General features: G+C 45.3%; 13 protein-coding genes and 1 pseudogene. 11 read left to right on the top strand and 3 right to left on the bottom strand.

The window, feature by feature from the left end:
• Positions 1-116 precede the first annotated feature (116 nt).
• On the bottom strand, positions 117-491 hold the full coding sequence (locus RIB93_RS13045; protein ID WP_446373189.1) for a response regulator transcription factor: 375 nt from the start codon (positions 489-491) through the stop codon (positions 117-119).
• Between the two features lie 432 nt (positions 492-923).
• Between RIB93_RS13045 and RIB93_RS13040 the strand changes: the two genes are divergently transcribed.
• The 9 genes from RIB93_RS13040 (at position 924) to RIB93_RS13000 (ending at position 13,879) form a co-directional block, all read left to right on the top strand.
• Positions 924-2,435, top strand: a complete 1,512-nt coding sequence (locus RIB93_RS13040; RefSeq protein ID WP_446373197.1) for an ATP-binding protein — start codon at positions 924-926, stop codon at positions 2,433-2,435.
• On the top strand, positions 2,413-3,081 hold the full coding sequence (locus RIB93_RS13035) for a response regulator transcription factor (protein WP_446373188.1): 669 nt from the start codon (positions 2,413-2,415) through the stop codon (positions 3,079-3,081). The genes RIB93_RS13040 and RIB93_RS13035 overlap by 23 nt, the downstream gene beginning before the upstream one ends.
• Before the next feature lie 338 nt (positions 3,082-3,419).
• Positions 3,420-4,811, top strand: coding sequence for a glycosyltransferase family protein (locus tag RIB93_RS13030; protein ID WP_446373187.1), 1,392 nt, complete (start codon positions 3,420-3,422; stop codon positions 4,809-4,811).
• Between the two features lie 300 nt (positions 4,812-5,111).
• The gene (locus tag RIB93_RS13025; protein WP_446373196.1) at positions 5,112-6,449 is read left to right on the top strand and encodes a glycosyltransferase; all 1,338 of its coding nucleotides are present in this window, start codon (positions 5,112-5,114) and stop codon (positions 6,447-6,449) included.
• Between the two features lie 408 nt (positions 6,450-6,857).
• The gene (locus RIB93_RS13020; protein ID WP_446373186.1) at positions 6,858-8,126 is read left to right on the top strand and encodes a glycosyltransferase family 4 protein; all 1,269 of its coding nucleotides are present in this window, start codon (positions 6,858-6,860) and stop codon (positions 8,124-8,126) included.
• Complete coding sequence (locus tag RIB93_RS13015; protein ID WP_446373185.1) at positions 8,123-9,961, top strand: ABC transporter ATP-binding protein; 1,839 nt, start codon at positions 8,123-8,125, stop codon at positions 9,959-9,961. Before RIB93_RS13020 ends, RIB93_RS13015 begins: the two co-directional genes overlap by 4 nt.
• A gap of 219 nt (positions 9,962-10,180) precedes the next feature.
• The gene (locus RIB93_RS13010; protein WP_446373184.1) at positions 10,181-11,182 is read left to right on the top strand and encodes a phosphotransferase; all 1,002 of its coding nucleotides are present in this window, start codon (positions 10,181-10,183) and stop codon (positions 11,180-11,182) included.
• A 39-nt stretch (positions 11,183-11,221) separates the two neighbouring features.
• Positions 11,222-12,778 (top strand): iron uptake porin, encoded by a 1,557-nt coding sequence (locus tag RIB93_RS13005; protein ID WP_446373183.1) that lies wholly within the window; start codon positions 11,222-11,224, stop codon positions 12,776-12,778.
• Positions 12,779-13,039: 261 nt separating this feature from the next.
• On the top strand, positions 13,040-13,879 hold the full coding sequence (locus tag RIB93_RS13000; RefSeq protein ID WP_446373182.1) for an SDR family oxidoreductase: 840 nt from the start codon (positions 13,040-13,042) through the stop codon (positions 13,877-13,879).
• Positions 13,880-14,307: 428 nt separating this feature from the next.
• Here RIB93_RS13000 and RIB93_RS12995 read toward each other — a convergent pair whose 3' ends face one another.
• Positions 14,308-14,901, bottom strand: a complete 594-nt coding sequence (locus tag RIB93_RS12995) for a hypothetical protein (RefSeq protein WP_446373181.1) — start codon at positions 14,899-14,901, stop codon at positions 14,308-14,310.
• Between the two features lie 209 nt (positions 14,902-15,110).
• Entirely contained in the window at positions 15,111-19,220 is a 4,110-nt protein-coding gene (locus RIB93_RS12990) for a response regulator (protein ID WP_446373180.1), read from the bottom strand.
• 576 nt (positions 19,221-19,796) lie between these two features.
• Here RIB93_RS12990 and RIB93_RS12985 point away from each other — a divergent pair.
• Positions 19,797-20,648, top strand: coding sequence for a hypothetical protein (locus RIB93_RS12985; RefSeq protein ID WP_446373179.1), 852 nt, complete (start codon positions 19,797-19,799; stop codon positions 20,646-20,648).
• A pseudogene (locus RIB93_RS12980) lies at positions 20,555-20,755 on the top strand (RNA-guided endonuclease TnpB family protein); the annotation flags it as partial. The gene RIB93_RS12985 and the pseudogene RIB93_RS12980, both read left to right, overlap by 94 nt.
• Positions 20,756-20,942: the final 187 nt, after the last annotated feature.

Raw genomic sequence — 20,942 nt, 5'->3', positions numbered from 1 at the left:
CTGGTTAATTTTCACCTTCAAATCATCGGATTGAGTCACAATTGTAGGGGCGGGTTTAGCCATTAAAACGACTTGTCACCAATACATGAACAACAAAACCCGCCCTTACCCCCTCACTACCGATGGATCACCCCAACATGAGTCGCGATCGCATCAAGCAATTCTGCTAAGGTAAACGGCTTAGTTAGATAGGCATTTGCGCCCAAATTCATCCCTTGCTTAATATCCGTTTTGGCGGCTTTAGCGGTGAGAAATAAGAACGGAATAGTAGCCGTCGTACCTTGAGAACGCAAGGCAGAAAGGACACCATAACCATCCATTTCTGGCATCAGCACATCGCACAAAATTAAATCCGGATCATGTTGTTGTGCCAGATGCAACCCCTTCTGTCCATTTTCAGCGAGAATCGCATCAAACCCTTCTGCGTCCAGCAGTTCCAGGATATTCTCGCGTACAGATTCCTCATCTTCAATCACTAAAATTTTAACCATTGTTGCTCTCCTTAAAATGCCTAACCTGTATTAACGTGTTTAAAAATATGGCTACAATCATGACAGCGAGTATCTCCTCATCTATAACTCAACCCATTCCGGTTTTATCTCCTGAAAATGGCTCAGAAGACTGAGAGAACCCCAGCCTTAAATGGGGCGTTTACTGTCCACTTTGATAAATTGTTGCATAGTGATTCTGATTAGTCCTCGTGGAAATTACGGGGTGTAAACCTAGGTTGAGGATTCCATCTCCGTAAATTCACCTTGAAGGGGGTGGACACAATTAAAGCGAACTGTTGTAGAGACGTTCCGCCGGAACGTCTCTACCAAATGATGTGTCCTAACTTACAAACCTAGAGTCAGGAACATATTCGCTAAGATCAACATCAGGTGTTGAGATAACTCACGAACCACGAGGAAACCGTGACTAAGCTGGGTAACAACCTCGCCTCAGCCAACCCTGAGCAAAATCATGAGGCGAGTAAAACTAAAGGGTTTTGGGGTTGGCGTAATCTATTTTGGGAAGCACGAACTCGTATTCTGGCTTGGTATGTCCTGCTAATGGTTTGCTTTACGGGTACATCAGTTGGGCTGATCCGTCAAGTTCTATTTGAAGAGGCACACAAACGAATTGATAGTTCTCTAAACCAAGAGGTACAGGAGTTCCAGCGATTGTTCCAACAAGGAAAAAATCCCTTGACTGGTCAGCAATTTGGTGATAATATTGACGGTCTATTTGAGGTTTTTCTATCCCGTAATATTCCCAATGACGGAGAGTTTCTGCTGACCATTATTGAGGGTCAATTCTACCAATCTAGTCCGACAGCATTGCCTGACCCCCTGCAACCGGATGCACGGCTACTTAAACGTTGGACTAAGCTGACCAAACCCACAAAAGGCTGGGAAGAAACATCAGTTGGTCCGATTCTTTACTATGCCGAACCGGTGGAAATTGGCGGAGAAATTCGGGGACTGTTTATTGTTGCTAATGTGATTGCCTATGAAAAGGAAGAAGTTAATGAAGTCGTTTGGGTGATTGTTAAAGTAACGTTGGTTGTGATGGTGGTTGCGTCCATTGTGGCTTGGGTTGCTGCTGGACGGGTACTCGCCCCCCTACGTTCGGTTACAGAAACGGCGCGTTCGATTAGTGAAACGGATCTGACGCAACGTATTCCTATACAAGGTACGGGTGAAATTGCAGAACTGACCACTACGCTGAATCAAATGCTGGATCGTCTGCATCGGGCGTTTACTAGCCAGCGAGACTTTATCAATGATGCGGGTCACGAACTGCGGACACCAATCACGATTATCCGAGGTCATCTGGAATTATGGGATGATGATCCAAAAACTCAACAGGAAACATTAGAATTAGTCTTAGATGAATTGGATCGGATGAACCGATTTGTGAATGATTTACTCCTGTTGGCGAAAGCCGAATGGCGGGATTTTTTACAGGTTGAAATCATAGATATTGACTCATTCACCGAGGAACTTTTTGCTAAAGCCAAAGCCTTAGCCGAACGAGACTGGCAATTGGATGCGATCGCGTCTGGTCAAATTGTCGCTGATCGTCAGCGTCTGACGCAAGCGATGATGAACCTGGCTGAAAATGCTACCCAACATACCGAGGCGGGAGAGCAAATCGCCTTGGGTTCCGCGATCAATCGCCACAACGCCTATTTCTGGGTTCGCGATACTGGAAAAGGAATTGACTCCGCTAACCAAAAGCGGATTTTTGAGCGGTTTGCTCGACTCCCCAACAGCCGTCGTCGTTCTGAAGGCGCGGGTTTGGGGTTATCTATCGTTCAAGCGATCGCCCAGGCGCATCGGGGACAAGTGAAACTCAACAGCAGACTGGGTGCTGGCGCTCAATTCACGATTGTTCTTCCTCTAGAGCCAAGACAGGATAATTTATTTCATGAATCGAATTCTAATTGCTGAAGATGAACCCCGGATTGCCTCATTTCTAGAAAAAGGGCTGCGGGCTAAAGGATTTACCACCAGCGTAGCCATAGATGCGGGGGAGACGCAGGCGATGGTACTCTCCCACGAATTTGACCTGCTAATCATGGATTTGGGACTCCCCGGTAAAGATGGTTTACAGGTGCTAGAGGAGTTACGGGGTCAGGGGGAACAAATCCCGATTATAATTCTCACCGCCCGTGATGACATCCGTGATAAAGTCGCTGGATTAGAGGGAGGGGCTGATGATTATATGACCAAACCCTTTCGGTTTGAAGAACTCTTAGCCCGGGTGCGCTTGCGGTTGCGGAATAACCATTTGCCGAAAACCAAGGAGGAGATGGTACTCACCATCGGTCATGTTAGTTTAGATTTGCGGACTCGTCGGGTTCGGGTTAAGGGTCAACTTGTTGAACTCTCCGCACGAGAATTTACCCTCGCAGAAACCCTGTTACGCCATCCCGGACAAGTGATGAGCCGAGAGCAATTACTCAGTCATGTTTGGGGATATGATTATGATCCGGGCTCTAATATCGTTGATGTTTATATCGGTTATCTACGTAAAAAATTAGGCAGTGACTTAATTGAAACCGTTAGAGGCATGGGTTATCGCCTCCGCACTTGATTAGACGCTACGCTGGGACAAAATTATTAGTTATCCTAATAATCATCATAATTTTTTCCGATAAATCTAGAGACGTTATCTTCAACGTCTCTTTTCGTTTATGGGCAGTCAAGTCTCTCCCCGTTCCCCGTTCCCCGTTCTCTATTCCCTTCTTAATCACAAACATGAAAGAGTTCTCATAAAAGTATCACCTTGTTTTCACGGCAGTTTATTAAATTAAAGTTAAGACACCAGAAAGCAAGATAAATTTTAGGGGAAAGCCTCAATTTTATCATCCTGCTCGCCTAAAGGATACATCAATCACAAGACACCACATTTTGGAGCATCAGGAGAAAATAATGATAGCACAAACGCGCACAATTGAACGTTTTTTGAATAGAGCAAGAGCCGCCAGTTTTGAGTCTAAAACCGCTGAAATTGCACAGCATCTTCATTTCAGAGAACGAACAAGTCGTGCGACTGATGCTGCTCATACGGGGTGGTTTTCCCATCTATCTCCAGCGATTGTCCAACCGAATAGCGCCAGAACTCGGAAATTGCGGGTGGTGTTGTACTCCCATGATACGATGGGTTTGGGTCATAAGCGACGCAATTTGTTAATGGCTCAAACCCTTGCCCAGTCTGCTTTACCCACGGACATTCTGCTGATTAGTGGCATGAGTGAGGCAAGTAATCTGCACATTCCTGATGGTGTAGATTATGTGGCGCTTCCCGCCCTGCATAAAGGAACCAATGGACAATATCAATCCCGTCGCTTAGATCTGTCGCTTCAGCACATTGTCAACCTTCGCGCTAATATTATTCGGGCGACTGTCGAATCCTTTCAACCGGATGTCTTCATTGTCGATAATGTGCCACGGGGGGCAATTCGAGAATTAGATTTAACCCTAGAGTATTTGCATACTCAAACAGATACTCGTTGTGTTTTAGGTTTACGGGATGTGCTTGATGATCCGATAAAAGTACAGCAAGAATGGCAGCAGGCAGAGAATGAAGACATCATTCGTAAGTATTACGATGCGGTGTGGATTTACGGTGATCCTAGAATCTCTGATTTGGTTGAGGATTGTCAATTTTCCCCCGATATAGCCGCAAAGGTGCGTTATACCGGTTGTTTTGATCAGCGCAAACGACTGGAATTTGTGGATACTCCCGACGTTGATCCCTTAGCCACACTAAATCTTCCCCCTGGGCGGCTGGCGGTGTGTATGGTTGGCGGTGGGCAAGATGGGGATAAGCTGGCAGAAACCTTTGCCCAAACCCCTTTACCTCCAGACACCAACGGGGTGATTTTAACCGGTCCATTTATGCCCCTTCCTGTGCGTCAAAACTTACACCAAATCGCGGCAAAACATCCCCGTTTACGAGTGTTGGAGTTTCTGGCTGAACCTACTCAATTATTGAATCGGGCGGATTGTGTGATTACGATGGGCGGCTACAACACCACTTATGAAGTTCTTTCCTTTGACAAACCCGCACTGATTGTACCACGAGTCAAACCGCGCCAGGAACAGTTAATTCGAGCTAAACGGTTACAGGATTTGGGATTAGTTGATATGCTGCATCCCGATAATGTCACGCCCACCGCTTTAAGTGAATGGCTATCGCGGACAATGGGAACATCGACACATCGACGCGATCGCATCGATTTCCATGGGTTGGCACGTTTACCTCATTTACTCGAATCTGTTGTTGATTCCCCAGTTATTTCCATGGCTAATGTTTCGTAATTGTTGAATCAGAAATCAAATTCGTCAAGATTCATTTGTTTATGTAGAAACTATAGGACTTGGTTGGGGCGGGTTTAGTTCAGTTCGTGGTTTGAGTAGAAACGTTATCGGTTAAACCCGCCCCTACACATCCAACCTTTACCTAATCCCCCATTGGAATGATGCTTTATTCAAAACTCAAAACTCAAAACTCTCAACTTGGTTGGGGCGGGTTGAGTTTAGTTAGTGGTTTTAGCCGGAACGTTATCGTTTAAACCCGCCCCTACATATTCACAATTTTGCAAATCTCTAATTTCAATGATGCTTTCCACACAATTAAACCGCGTTGGTTATGTTCTCAAGCGTTATCCACGCTACTCAGAAACATTCGTCGTCAATGAAATTTTAGCCCATGAAGCCGCTGGATTAGAGATAGAAATATTTGCTCTGCGCCCTCCGGCGGAAACTCATTTTCAAAATATTATTTCCCAAGTTCGCGCTCCCGTTTACTATATTCGTAAACCCATCCAAGGGCGAGTTAGCGAATCTCTCAATAGCCTTAACCCAACAGCCGCTAGCTTCTTCTGGGCAGAACTTCAGGAAGCCAGTAAAATTATCCCCGATTTTTGGACAAAATTAGAGTTTGCTCAAGGAGAAAAAGCCAGTACCGTTTATCAAGCCGCCTGGTTAGCACGAGAGGTACGGTTAAAAAATATTAGTCATCTCCACGCCCATTTTGGTACAGTGGCAACCAGTGTTGCTCGTTTGGCTGCTCATTTTGCCGGAATTACTTATACTTTCACGGCTCATGCTAAGGATATTTTCCATGAAAGTGTCGAACCGGAAGATATGAAACGGAAGCTACAAGATGCGGCAAGTGTGATTACGGTTAGTGACTATAATCTCAAGTATTTACAACAGATGTATGGTGCAGCCGCCGCCCCTATCCAGCGCATTTATAATGGCTTGAATTTAAACCAGTTGGGGTATAAATCTCCCCAAGAACGCCCACCCACTATTCTTTCAGTCAGTCGATTGGTGGAGAAAAAAGGGGTTTCTGTTTTAATTGACGCTTGTTCGATTCTTGCCCATCGCGGCTGTTCGTTTCACTGTCAAATTATTGGATCGGGTTCATTAGAAGCAAATCTACGAGAGCAAATTCAACACCTCGGTTTAGAATCAACGGTTGAAATTATTGGTTCGCGTCCTCAAAATGAAGTCTTTGAGCATATCCAGAATGCGGCTGTATTTGCTGCACCTTATATTATTGGTAGCGATGGAAATCGTGAGGGTTTACCAACGGTTTTACTGGAAACGATGGCGCTGGGCACGCCTTGTGTGGCTACTGATGTAACCGGAATTCCTGAAGTTGTGCGTCATGAAGAGACGGGATTGATGGTGGATCAACATGATTCTCAGGCGTTAGCAAATGCCCTAGAACGCTTACTGATTAATTCCAGTTTACGGGTGAAACTGGCAACAAAAGCGCGGCAATTGATTGAGTCAGAGTTTGATATTTATCGCAATACTGCGGTTTTACGCACTATTTTTAATCAAGTGGTTAATCAAGATAAGTTACAGTCTTCCCCAGTTGTTTCTAATCATATATTATCCCAGTCTGACCCACAAGATAATGTTAGTTTTACGCAAAATGTATAAGTAGGTTGGGTTTCGCGTAAGCGTTACCAAACAGGATATCTTGTCATTTGTCAAATAACCCTTTTATTCCAGACTTGAGACGGGGCGGGTTTAGTAACATCAGGGTCAATAATAAAATTAAGTGGTGAAACCCGCCCCTACAGACCTATTTATTTTATCCACAACACAGGGCGGGTTTAATGACATTACGGTCAAGAATAAAATTAATTAGTGAAACCCGCCCCTACAAGGTTATTTATTTTATCCCTGATTCAGGGCGGGTTTAGTAACATTAGGGTCAAGAATAAAGTTAAGTGGTGAAACCCGCCCCTACAAACCTATTTATTTTATCCATAACACAGGGATAATTGAGGGGAAATAGGGTTAAAAATAAAGTTAGTTGTTTATCGTTTGTTGAAGCTATAAATTATGCGAATTGCTTATATTTGCGCTGATCCAGGTATTCCCGTTTTTGGTCAAAAAGGTTGCTCGATTCATGTTCAGGAGGTAATTCGCGCTTGGTTAAAACTAGGAATACAGGTTGATTTATTTGCCACACGAATCGGTGGTGATCCGCCACCGGATTTAGCCGATGTCATCGTTCATCGTTTACCCTCTATTCCCAAAGGTGAAATAGCTGCCCGTGAACAAGCTGCCCTATCTGCTAACCTTGATCTACGTATAGCACTTGAAAATAACGGTATTTTCAACTTAGTTTATGAGCGTTACTCGCTCTGGAGTTTTACCGGAATGGATTATGCCAAGTCTATGGGAATACCAGGGATTTTAGAAGTCAATGCTCCCTTGATTCAAGAACAGGCAAAACATCGGGGATTAGTCGATCGCACACTAGCCGAACAAGTGGCACAGCAAGTGTTTAGTACAGCCAGTGCAATTATTGCCGTGTCTGAAGAAATTAAGACTTATATAGAAAGCTATCCGGGAGTAAGTAAACGAGTGCATATTATCGCTAATGGCGTTAACCCAGAGCGTTTTTCCTGTGATATTAAATTGCCGTTATCGATTCATCCAGAACCATTTACCGTGGGATTTGTTGGCACACTCAAGCCTTGGCATGGAGTATCGATTTTAGTCGAAGCCTTTGACACCCTACATCAAAAGTATGGGAATACGCGACTATTAATTGTCGGGGATGGACCCGAACGGGATAATTTAGTCACAGAATTATCAGCACGCGAATTATTAGAGGTGACTCATTTTACCGGAGCAGTTAATCCTGATAAAATTCCTGAATTTTTAGCAAAAATGACCGTTGCCGTTGCCCCTTATCCGCACCAATCTGATTTTTATTTTTCACCCTTAAAAGTCTATGAATACATGGCAGCCGGATTACCCGTAGTGGCAAGTCGTATTGGACAATTGAGAGAATTAATTGAAGATGAAATTAATGGGTTATTGTGTCCTCCAGGTGACACCGTAGCCTTAGCCACAACTTTGGAGCGCCTCTACCATAATCCTGAATGGGGCAAACAGCTAGGAAAAGCCGCCAGACAGACGATACAACACCATCATACCTGGGATGCGATCGCGAAACGTCTATTAGAAATCGCGGGTATGGCAGAGGGAGCAGAGGGTGTAGGGGCGGGTTTGACAGATAACATTTTGCACCAAACTGATAACTTGACTAAACCCGCCCTTCTAGGGGAACAGGGGAAGCCGATTGGGAATGACGAATGACGAATGACATAAGACAAATGACACAAAAATCCATCCCTAGTTTCTGGCGAATATTACATCGCTTCTCCCCCTATCTTCAGAAACAAAGTTTACTCTTAATCACAGCGGGATTCGCTCTATTCGCTGAAGTCGTATTACGATTACTTGAACCGTGGCCCCTGAAATTTGTTTTTGACTATATTTTAATTGATGCACCCGATAAAAACATTAGTATTCTCAATCGTTTTGATCCAGTAACATTGCTAACTCTCTCGGCTTTCGGGTTAATCGCCATCACCGCACTACGAGCAATAGCATCTTACTGGAGTACCGTGAGTTTAGCCCTAGCCAGTAGCCGCATCTTAGCCGAAATTCGCGAACAACTCTATCGCCATCTTCAGTGCCTATCTCTCTCCTACCATACCAAAGCCAGAAGTGGTGATTTATTAGTGCGAATCAGCACCGATACCACCCGATTACAAGAAATTGTCCTCACCGCCGTCATGCCGCTTTTAGTCAGCATTATGACACTATTGGGTATGATTGGAATCATGATTTGGATCGATCGCGATCTAACATTACTAGCATTAATTACCTTACCCTTCTTTTGGTTTGCCGCCACCCGCCTAAGTGAGCGAATCCAGCAAGCCTCACGTCAGCAGCGTTGGCGTGAGGGGGCTGTCGCCGCCACTCTAGCCGAATCCATTGGCGCAATTAAATTAGTACAAGCCCTTTCCCTGCAAGACGCCTTCGCCAACGTCTTCTCCCAAGCCAATCACCGCAGTCTCAAGGAAAGCGTGAAAACCCAACGCTTATCCGCTAGCTTAGAACGTACTGTGGATGTCGTCATCGCCATTGGTACAGCCATTGTCTTGTGGTATGGTGCAAAGCTGACATTACGGGATGCTCTAACCCCAGGGGATGTTCTCGTTTTCTTAACCTATCTCAAACAAGCCTTTAAACCCATACAAAACTTCGCCAAATATACCGGGCGACTATCAAAAGCCGTCGCCTCTGGGGAGCGTGTTTTAGACATTTTAGATGAAACACCAGAGATTAGTGATTCCCCGTTTGCCATTGTCGCGCCTCCATTTCAAGGATATGTCCGATTTGATTGTGTTAGCTTTGCCTATCAAACCAGTAATCCCTTACTCAAAGCCATTGAATTAGACATAAAACCCGGACAAAAAGTGGCTCTCGTTGGCACCTCCGGAAGTGGTAAATCAACACTCTTGAGCCTACTTTTGCGTTTGTATGACCCCAGCGAAGGGCGAGTCATGATTGATGGACGAGATATTCGTGACTATACCCTCAAATCATTACGAACTCAAATTAGTGTCGTCATGCAAGACAGTATACTCTTTGCCGCCACCGTTTGGGAAAACATCGCTTATGGAGTACCCGATGCTACCCACGCCCAGATTGAAGCAGCCGTGCGTCTTGCTAATGCTCACGAATTTGTCGAAGCACTTCCCCAAGGCTACGACACCATCTTAGGCGAGCGAGGCTCCACCCTCTCCGGAGGACAACGTCAACGTTTAGCCATCGCCCGATCCGCCATTCGCAAAGCCCCCATTCTCATCCTCGATGAACCCACCACCGGCTTAGACAAACATAACGAACAAGCCGTCATCACCGCCCTAGAAAGCGTAGCCCAAAACCGCACCACCTTTCTCATCACCCATGACTTAACCCTCGCCGCTCGTGCTGATTTAATTCTCTACCTAGAAAACGGACAAATCCTCGAACAAGGAACCCATTCTCAATTAATGCAAATCAATGGAAAATATACCAGCTTATATCAGATGCAATCTCCAGCCGATAGACAAAACAAAAAGCAAGAAATAAGTAGGTGAACACCATAAAAGCTAACGGTGGAGATCGTCATTCGTCATTCGTCATTCGTCATTTGTCAGGGTTTGAGACTCTCATGTCCCATAATTCCTCCAAATCCCCCAACCCATCATCCAAATCCCCCAAACCCTCTGCGCCCCTCTGCGCTTACCTCTGCGTACCTCTGCGTTAAAAAAACATCAGTTCGACGCCACCCATTTAACTCTAAAATCTTCAATCCCATGACCATTCCCGTAATCGATCCATTCAACATCACCACCGATCCAAACCTGTCATTCCTTACCGCAGCCCTTAACCCAATCACCGCCCAGCAAAAACTAACCCAAAACCTACCACAACCCCTTCAAAAAAGCAACCTTTGTGCGATTAAAGTCATTCGCCACAAACCCGGACGTCGCTGCTTAATAGAATACAACCTAACAAACCCCAATAATTCAACCATTCCCATCACCCTCCTCGGCAAAGTACGGGCAAAAGGCACTGATTTTAAAAGCTATCAACTCAACAAAACCCTTTGGCAAAAAGGATTTACCGATAATAGTAACGATGGAATTAGCATCCCCGAACCCATCGCCATAATTCCCGAATTTCAGATGTGGCTTCAGCGCAAAGTCCCCGGAGTAACCGCCACAAAACTACTCCCCCAACCCCAAGGAATTCCCCTATCTAAACGAATTGCCGAAGCCATTCATAAACTACATCAAGCCAAAATACCGCCCCAGCGTCGCCACACCATAGCCGATGAACTGCGAATTTTGCACGAACGTCTGCCCTTAGTGACTCAACTCAAACCCCAGTGGGAAAGCCGTTTAGAGCAAATTTTAGCGGCGTGCGATCGCGTGGCATCAATAACCCCAGAACCGCAACTTCTAGGGATTCATCGCGACTTTTATCCCGACCAAATTCTTGTCGATAACACTCGCCTTTATTTGCTGGATCTAGACTTATATTGTCAAGGCAATCCCGGCTTAGATATTGGTAATTTTATTGGACATATCACCGAGCAAAGTTTGCGTACTTCAGGGCATCCCGAAGCCTTAGTGGAGTGTGAAAATGCGTTAGCTGAGAGATTTATTCAGCTTGCAGGTGAAGCCCTTCGTCCAGCGATTCAGTCTTATACAACCTTAACCTTAGTGCGACATATTTACATCAGCACTCAGTTTCCAGAGCGATGTCAATTTACTGAATCTTTATTAGAACTGTGTGAACAACGTCTCAAATAAAAGATGATTAGACAAGTTTTATATCAAAAACTAGGGCTTGTGATAATTGTATTAGTTTCTCCTTTAATAGAAACACATACCACCCTAGCCAATGAGTTTCTGACAACCGATATTCACCCTAATCGTTCACGGTCAAAGGAACTCACCAATAGTGACATGAACGCCGTCACACCTGTATCTCAGCTAGCCGATGTCAGTCCTGATGATTGGGCATTTCAGGCATTGCGATCGCTCATTGACCGCTATGGTTGCCTCATCGGATATCCTAATAACACCTATCGCGGCAATCAAACCCTGACTCGCTATGAATTTGCCACTGGATTAAAGGCTTGTCTAAATTACATTTACGAACAAAATATTAACAGTACAACCAACCCCGTTGCCGAAACTGATCTAAAAACATTGCAACGATTACAACAAAATTTTTCTACTGAATTAAACCTACTTAGCGAACGGGTATACAGCCTAGAAAATCGCACAACTCAATTAGAGTCTCGGCAATTTTCTCCCACCACTGAATTAGAAGGAGAGGTGATTCTTGCGTTTAGTGGAGTTCAGGGAACAAAAAAAGCTGATGGAACTGGAGAACCCATTGAGAATAATCTCACCTTTGGCAATCGATTTCGCCTCACATTAGAAACGAGTTTTACTGGAAAAGATAGACTACAAATCCGTTTACAAGGTCGTGATATTCCCGAATTTGCTGAAGCCACAGGGACACAAATGGCAAACTTAGGATTTGATGGAAAAGATGACAATGAAGTAGAACTTGATGAATTAGAGTACAGATTTTTAGTCACTCCCCAAACCCAAGTGAGTCTGGGTACAGTAGGAATCGGGTTAGGCGATTTAATCCCCACCGTCAACCCTCTATTTAGCGGAAGTGGGGATGGTTCCATTTCCACCTTTGGGCGAGAAAATCCCATCCGTCGTCAAGGAGAAGGGGCGGGAATTGGCATTTCTCAGAACTTGGGGGAGTCTGTTAATTTATCCTTGGGATATGTTGCGATTGATGCCAATGAAGCCGATAATGGGATTTTGGGCAATGATACTTATGCTGCGATCGCGCAATTAACCTGGCAACCTAGTGACATCGCCTCTTTAAGTTTCACATATACCCGTTCCTCGAATAGTTTTAATACGGGAACGGGTAGCGAATTAACCAGTGATCCGTTTAATCGCGAGACTGAAGACATAATTGCTAACTCTTTTGCCGCTGAAGCCTCTATACGAGTCAATCCAGGATTTATTTTAGGCGGGCGAGTGGGTTTAATTCAAGCGCAAGCTAATGACTTACCCAATCAACCTAATGCTAATATCTTTACCTGGGCGATGTTGTTGGCTTTGCCGGATTTTGGCAAAGAAGATAGTTTAGCCGGTATTGTAATTGGTCAACCGCCAAAGATTATTGATAATCAAATGGGTAATGATTTTGAGGATCGGGATACAGCGTTACATCTAGAAACATTTTACCGTTTTTCGCTGAATGACGATATCTCGATTACTCCCGGATTATTTGTGATTACTAATCCAGAACACAATGATGATAATGATGTGATTTATGTTGGCACTATCCGAGTTACATTGACGTTTTAATCTTGATTTAATCTGAGGTTCTGTGATTAGCGAAGGCGCTGTAGCTTCCCCAGTGACAAGCCGTGTAGAATAAAGTTCAGGGGGACTCTCCCGTACTTAGGGTATACTGAATAAGTTTTAAGGCGATTAAGCTAGGTTTTGCTCAAATCAAGCCAATCGATACACAGATTATAAAAATATTCAATTTAAGAGTAGCTAATTAACCGCGATCGCATTGCTCTATTCCCGGTTCTAAGGTACAGTATCCAAGGAGGATAGCCCATGACTTCACCAACAGCCAGAAATCAAGAACGGGTACTCGTCGCCGGAGCCACAGGCGGAGTTGGACAATTAACCGTTGCCAAACTCCTAGAGAAAGGGTTTCCTGTGCGTGTACTTACCCGCAACGCTGAAAAAGCCCGGACTATGTTTGATAACCGCGTAGAAATTGCTATTGGCGATATCCGTCAGCCAGCTACTCTCCCCGCCGCCACTCAGACTATTACTCACATTATCTGTTGTACTGGAACCACAGCTTTACCCTCTAATAAATGGGATTTCGACACAATGGATCAAGGGGAGGGGTTAGGAAATTTAATTGAATGGGGTAAAATTTATCTGGATGCCGACTATCGCCGCACTCATGCTCGAAATAGTCCTGAACAAGTGGATGCTCAAGGGGTGAGTAATTTAGTCAATGTTGCACCCAAGGATTTAAACCGATTTGTGTTTATCTCCTCCTGCGGTGTTTTGCGGAAAGATAAACCACCTTTCAATCTTTTGAATGCTTTCGGTGTACTGGATGCCAAAGAAAAGGGGGAATCAGCTATTATTAATTCTGGGTTACCTTACACAATTATTCGCCCCGCACGGCTAATTGATGGTCCCTACACTTCCTATGATTTAAACACACTCTTGAAGGCAAAAACAAATGGTAAATTAGGGGTGGTTGTGGGGACAGGCGATACCCTAAACGGTGAAACCAGTCGAATTGATGTAGCCGCCGCCTGCGTTGAATGTATTGATCATCCGGTGACAGAGGGAAAGGTTTTTGAGTTAGTTAATCAAGGCGCAAGACCTGCTAAAATTGATTGGACAGCACTGTTTTCTGGTCTGGAATAGTTGAAAGGTTTAATACCAAGTTGCAGTCTAAGGTAGAATCTGTCATGGTTCGCAGAATGCAGTGAAACCCTTCACGACCTTCGAGGGCAGGCTCCATGACGCTCGCGCATCTGTCCAGATTCTCGTATCTCGTTCCTCGCTATAGCGAAAGCTTCACGCAACGCTGTTCCTAGACATGATAGAACGCAACTTGGTATAAGGTAGGCGTTTTTTTGAACTGTTAGGGGTGAGATAGGGCGGGTTTTGTTGGTACGTTAGGGGTGAGATAGGGCGGGTTTTGTTGATACGTTAGGGGTGAGATAGGGCGGGTTTTGTTGATACGTTGTGGGTGAGATAGGGCGGGTTTTGTTGATACGTTATGGGTGAGATAGGGCGGGTTTTGTTGATACGTTATGGGTGACAAGTTAATTCAGTTCCTAAACCCGCCCCTACAATGCTGTCCACAATGCCAACCCACCACCGCGTCCTCTTGCTGCAATTGCCCGTTTTTCGACGAGAAAATAGGTAAAAAATGCCTTATCTTTTAACGGTTTATCATAAAAAGAAGCCTCTCGCTCTTGACCGCCGCGAATATATCCGTTATACAATTTTAAGCCAAATAATGACACGTTCATGCGGGTGAAATCAAAAGCCAGGATATTCGTCTTAGCAAAAAACTGAGTGGGTCCAGTGACAACCAATTGCAGAGATCCCAGTTGTACTGAATTTACCACTGTTCCTTGCTCTTGACTGGCTTCTGATGGGGAGTAGGATAACTGAATCGTTACCCATTTCGGCAAAAACCGTCCCGCACCCAACACCACGCCAGCACGCTGACGAGAGCGTTTGGTTCCGGTGATAAATCCCAATCGCCATGTTCCCAGTAACTCGGAATAGCTATGGCGTACTTTCCTCTGTTTGGCTGTCTTCTCAGCGGTTAACAGCGCCTCAACCACAGCCTTTGATTCAGGGGGTTTGGTAGAAGACGTGGTTAAAAACGCGATCGCGTGATCAAGTGTCGGATCAGTTAAGTCTGTGGTCATAAAATGACTATACCAAAATAGTGGAATAGGTTGTAGTGGCGTGGCACACCTTATTTGATGGATTAGCATTGTAGGGGCGCATGGCGTGCGCCCGGTTTAAACGTCAAATCTATTCCACAATTTTAGCTGTGTCAGTCCAGTAGGTTGGGTTTCGACTTCGCTCAACCCAACAGAATCTAGGGCTAAGGTTCCCTACTACGAACTACCAACTAAGGTTTGTCGGGTTTGTGTTCCAATAAAACTGTTTTCACGGGTTCATATTCAGCTTGAATCTGGGAGAATAGCGCGGCTTTAATCTCAACGGTATCACTATTCGCCTTGGCTTCTAACTCCTGACACAAATGAGCTAAACGGCTTGCTCCTAACATCGCACTGCTGGATTTCAAGGTATGAGCGGTTCGCGTCACCAGTTCGGTTTCTCCCTGGGTGATCCCATCCGACAAGTCTTGTAAGAGTTTAGGCGCATCCTCTAGATAGCGCGTAATCACTTCGGCTAATACCTCCTCTTGATTCAGCATCTCCCGTAATTGTTGAAAAATTACCGGGTCAAATACGGGTTTATTCGATACATCTAATAAACCCGCCTGGGTATTATCCGATGAGGTTGTATCAATAGAACGCCTAACTTCCTCTGCTTCCCCTGCTCCCCCTGCTCCCTCTGCTCCCTCTGCTTCCCCTGCTCCCTCTGCTCCCCCAGCTCCCCCAGCTCCCTCTGCTCCCCCAGCTCCCCCAGCTCCCCCAGCTCCCCCAGCTCCCTCTGCTCCCCCAGCTAGGGCGGGTTTAGTTAAGTTAGAGGTTTTCTCCGCAAGGGTATTGGTAAAACCCGCCCCTACACCCCCTGCTTTCTTTAACGCCTCAACCAATTCCTCAATGCGGATGGGTTTGCTGATATAATCATCCATACCTGCCTCGATGCACATTTCGCGATCGCCCACCATGGCATTAGCAGTCATGGCAATTATTCGCGGACGTTGTGATTGAGTATCCCCATCTAAATCAGACCACTCTTGACAAATGCGCCGGGATGCCTCTAGCCCATCCATTTCTGGCATCTGTACGTCCATAAACACCACATCATAAGGCTGACGCCGTAGCGCTTCCAAGACTTCTAACCCATTCCCTGCGACATCTGCTCGATATCCCATCCGTTGCAACAGATGCAACCCTACCTGCTGATTCACCGGATTATCTTCTGCCAGTAAAATCCGTAGGGGTAACCGTTCACCCATCTTGGCATCAATGTCTGGTTTCTTGGCGCTGTGAACTTTCACCTTAATCGGTATCCCCGCCATCGCTTGCATCAGCACATCACACAGTTGAGACTGTTTAATCGGTTTAGTCAGAAACCCAGCAAACGTCTGCTTCACATCAGGTGTATCGACTTGCAACTCACCCAGAGACGAGAGCATCACCAGAGCCAGCGTTTGACAACCGGGAACTTTACGAATTTTTTGCGCCAATGTCACCCCATCCATCTCTGGCATCTGCATATCCAGAATTGCCAAGTCAAACCGTTCCCCCTGATGTAGCCAATCTAAGGCTTGAACCCCTGATTGTGCCGCATAGCATTCCATTCCCCAAACTTGAGCTTGGCGCATCAAAATCTTACGATTGGTGTCGTTATCATCAACAATTAGCAGTCGTTGACCATCGAGTTCCAATCGACAAACCTGATTCGTATTCTGCTGGGTACTCGGATCAGCCGGAACCACGAGGGTGAAGTAAAAGGTTGAACCCACTCCATCTTGACTGTCTACCCACATTGTCCCGCCCATCATTTCGCACAATTGCTTACAGATGGCAAGTCCCAATCCTGTACCACCATATTTGCGGGTGGTGGAGGAATCGATTTGACTGAAGGGTTGAAATAAACGGTTTAATCGTTCTGGGGGAATACCAATCCCGGTATCCTTAACCGCAAATTGAATCCGATAATGAGGGGTAGCCACCGAGGGAGTAATTCGTGGAGTTAGGCTAGTTTTTGTTTCCCGGCGCTCCCATTGTTCATAGTCGAGTTTCTCGGCGTTAACGGAAACAATCACTTCCCCCGATTGGGTAAATTTAACCGCATTGCTTAACAGGTTAACCAAAATTTGCCGTAAGCGGGTTACATCACCAATAATCATGCGGGGGGTTTGAGGCGTGATTTGATATGCCAGTTCTAAGTGCTTATCACTGGCTTTAGCCGCTAATAGATCTAGACAATTTTCAATACAAATTTGCAGATCAAAGGAGACTTCTTCCAACTCTAGTTTGCCGGATTCAATCTTGGAGAAGTCAAGAATATCATTAATAATGGTGAGTAAGGTATCACCACTATTACGAATGGTCGTGACAAATTCTTGTTGATGTGACGTTAACTGCGTATCCAAAAGCAGTCCAGTCATACCAATCACCCCATTCATCGGCGTGCGAATTTCATGACTCATCGTGGCGAGGAATTCGCTTTTAGCCCGAGTCGCTGCCAAAGCCACATCACGAGCTTGTGCCAATTCTTGTGCTGCCTGTTGACGCTCAATTTCTCCGCCAATCCACTGCGCCATCAGTCGTAACATTTCTATTTCTATATCTTTGAATGGCTTTTCTCGGGGGGTGAGACTGGCGAAACAGAGTGTACCATACAAGTCTCCAGCGACAACCACAGGGACACCGATATAGGCTTCGACTTGGAAAACTTTGAAGCCAGGGTGATTGTGCCACTGGCTGGTGCTAGCGGATAAGATACAAAGGGGTTTTTTGGCGTGTACGATTTCGGCGCAGTAGGTTTGTTTCAGGTCAAGAGTGACGCCTTTGAAGCTCAAATTATTGGGCATTTGAGCGGCAATAATTTCATAACGCCCATTCTCGGTGTCAATGTTTTCAATATGAGAGAGGATACCGACATCCAGATTAAACTGGCGGCGTCCCATGGTTAGTAAGTTTTGCAGCTTTTGCTCAAAGTTAGAATTTTGTCCGGTTGTGACTTCGTATAAAGCGCGAATTATGGCAGCATTTTCGCGCAGTTCTTGTTCAATGTGTTTGCGTTGAGTAATATCAATGGCAATGCCTAAAATTGCGGGTGTTGCTGAACCCGTGACATAGAAGGGAATGCGGGTGGTTTGCACGATGCGGATATTCCCCTGAGCATCGGGAACTCGTTCTTCTGGGATGTGTTTGGGTTGTCCATCTTGGATAATTTGCCGTTCTTCTTCGCGAATGCGGCGCAGTTGTTCGGGAGATTGAATAAAGTCTTCGTCTTTGTGGTTGAGCAGATGTTCTACCGTTGTCCCATAGGCATCTGCGATCGCTTGATTGACTAAGATAAACTGTCCATCTAAATTTTTGGCGAAAATAAAGTGAGGCACTAGATCAATGATTTGACGTAGCTTTTGCTCACTGGCTTGTAACTGTTCGGCGGCTTGCTTGCGATCGCTAATATCCTCCACTGATCCTTCATAGTACAGCAGCACACCACTGGCATCCCGCACCGCACGAGTATTCTCACTAATCCAGATAATACTCCCGTCTTGGCGATACACTTGGGACTCGAAACTGGAGACAGAACCCTGTTGATGAATTAGGCGTTTAAATTCAGCCCGTTGGTTTTGATCGACGTAGAGTTGATGTTCACAATTAGTGAGGCGGTTGATCAGGGCGGCGGGGGAGGGATAACCATAAATCTTAGCCAGAGCCGGATTAGCGCTAAGATACCGTCCATCGGGGGTGGTTTGGAAGATACCCCAACCCGCGTTTTCAAAGATACTGCGATATTTTTCTTCGGCTTCCAGCAAGGCGTCGGCGACTTGGATACGTTCTTTGATTTCCCGTTCTAACTTCTGATTCACCTGGGTTAATTCTTTGGTACGCTCATTGACACGCTGCTCAAGTTGTGAATTTAGAGTACGCACCGCCGCTTCTGCTTGTTTGCGATCGCGGATTTCAATTTCCAACGCCTGATTCGCCGCTTGCAGTTGAGCGGGGCTGGGTAGCGCCAAGGCTTGGGGAGTCAGCGGAATCAGTACCATCGCCGTGTAACAGGAAACCAGAGCCGTAACTGCTTTAATCAAGCCAGAGAGCCAATAATCTGGAAACCAAAGTGTCCAGACTCCCATGACATGAGTCATCCCACAGGCAATAATAAAAGCACCAAATAAGAAAAATATTCTGGGAAACGGGACATCCTCTCGCTGGCTAACAAAGTAAAGCAGAATAACAGGAATTGAAAAATAAGCCAGCGCGATTAAGGCGTCAGAAATAACATGTAGGGAAACTAAATTCGTTTGCCACAAGTAGCAATGACCGTGAGGAATATACAACAGGGTTGTTAATAAATCTGGCATTGTCAGTCCTTCAATAATCCAGCAGATTGACTCGCTAATCAATCAATAGTTTTTGCCGTGAGCAGAGCAAATTTTGAGTTCCCTCCCCTTGACAAAGGGAGGGTTGGGGAGGAGTCCGTCTCAAGGTATTCGAGATCTCAATTGTTTGATCCTGCCCCTAGTCTACTTGTCTAGTCTGCCCATTCTTATCCGGCTAATGCACAGGTCGATCCGCGAGTTGCTCTAATTCCGTTTCCTGTAGAAAATGGCAAAACATTAATAGCTAACGGTAAATCATCCATTTCTCTCTATGTATTAGCACAACCTGTAAGAAATCTTTATCCCCAACACCTTATCTATAATAGATGTTTGGGTTGGGCAAGCAGGGAAGCAGAGGGATACCAGATGGAAGGACGATGACACGTTAAAATAATGTAATCAAAGATTCTCGCCAACGTTACGGATATCACTATCATAGTTGAGAAAGACTAATATTCACCCTGTTTGCCGTGAAAGGAGAATCAATCGTCCAAACGCTGAACAGGTCTAAGTTTTCCGTCTGCGTTATTTACCAACCCGCCTGAAGAGGATATCCTGATGAGTCAGTCCTCCGATAAACCACCGAATCCCAATCCAAACACTAACACTCAACTCCAATCCTTAACCTCTGTAGTCAATAGTAGCTCTACCCCCATCAATCAAGCCTCTTCTGTAGAAGTTACCGAAGCCATTGAAGAAGGGAAAGATTCTCGCCGGAAATGGAGAAGGCTAAACATCGCTCTCCTCAAATACGACGAGGAAAAGCGGCGGCAGCCAACGGTAATGGGACATAGTCTGATTCTTTTCACCTTGTTGGCTATTCTCTTTGCTGCTTATTTCTGTAAAGAAAGAGTGGCTATTCACCGCGCCAAAATTTGGTTGTCGGATTGGGAAACCTACCCAGATATTTCTCTAAGCTATTCAGCAAAAACCTTTCAACCATCCGGAAATTCATCCAGCTTTTCCCCGGCTGAACTACAGAGCATTGATCAACAGCTTCAAGAAGTGCATGTCCGGATTAAAATTCATGAGCAAATCATGAAATCATTCTATCGACGCTACTACACTACCACATCTTTAGCTACGGGGGCGGCTATTGTGGCAGGGATTTGCCTGTTTGTCATTACTCGTGAGGGATGGAAACAAGCCAATAAGGGATTGATTACTATTTTGCTCGTGGCGTCAACCAGTGCCTTATTGTTTCGAGAAATTCCCCGAATTTTTAAGTATGAAGAAAACTTTAGGGAGAATTTTCGCCAATACCAAGAATATGTAGCGTTGAGAAATAAGATTTACAGTTTTTTGGCGACGGGAACGGATGGCAGATTAAGCTACCTAAACTGGGGAAAGTCCAAATCAACCTACATCGCCCAATTCCCGATGGCTTCATCATTAAGCAGGTTAGGGTAATCAAGAAGGCAATAGGTTGGTTTGCGGTCATAAGCATTCAGTCTGATATTTCTATTCCTGATCCAGTGCCGGACGGTCACTTCATCGGAGTAGACGTTGGATTGAACAGGGAGTAGCTTTACAGAATCTTTAACCTTTTCCCCCGGAACTTTACCGAAACTTTATAGATCTAGTCCTGGGATTGCAGTAATCTTTTTAGTGTAGTAGAGAGTTAAGGTTGACTCCGCCAAATGAACAGAGCGGGGTCTTTTTGTGGGCATGGGGAACCCTTCCAAGGGTTTGGGAACCAAACCC

It is taken from the genome of Coleofasciculus sp. D1-CHI-01, assembly GCF_040218875.1.
GTDB lineage: Bacteria > Cyanobacteriota > Cyanobacteriia > Cyanobacteriales > Coleofasciculaceae > Coleofasciculus.
Note: the sequence above shows the minus strand (reverse complement) of the source record. Positions and strands in the feature narration are given on the sequence as shown.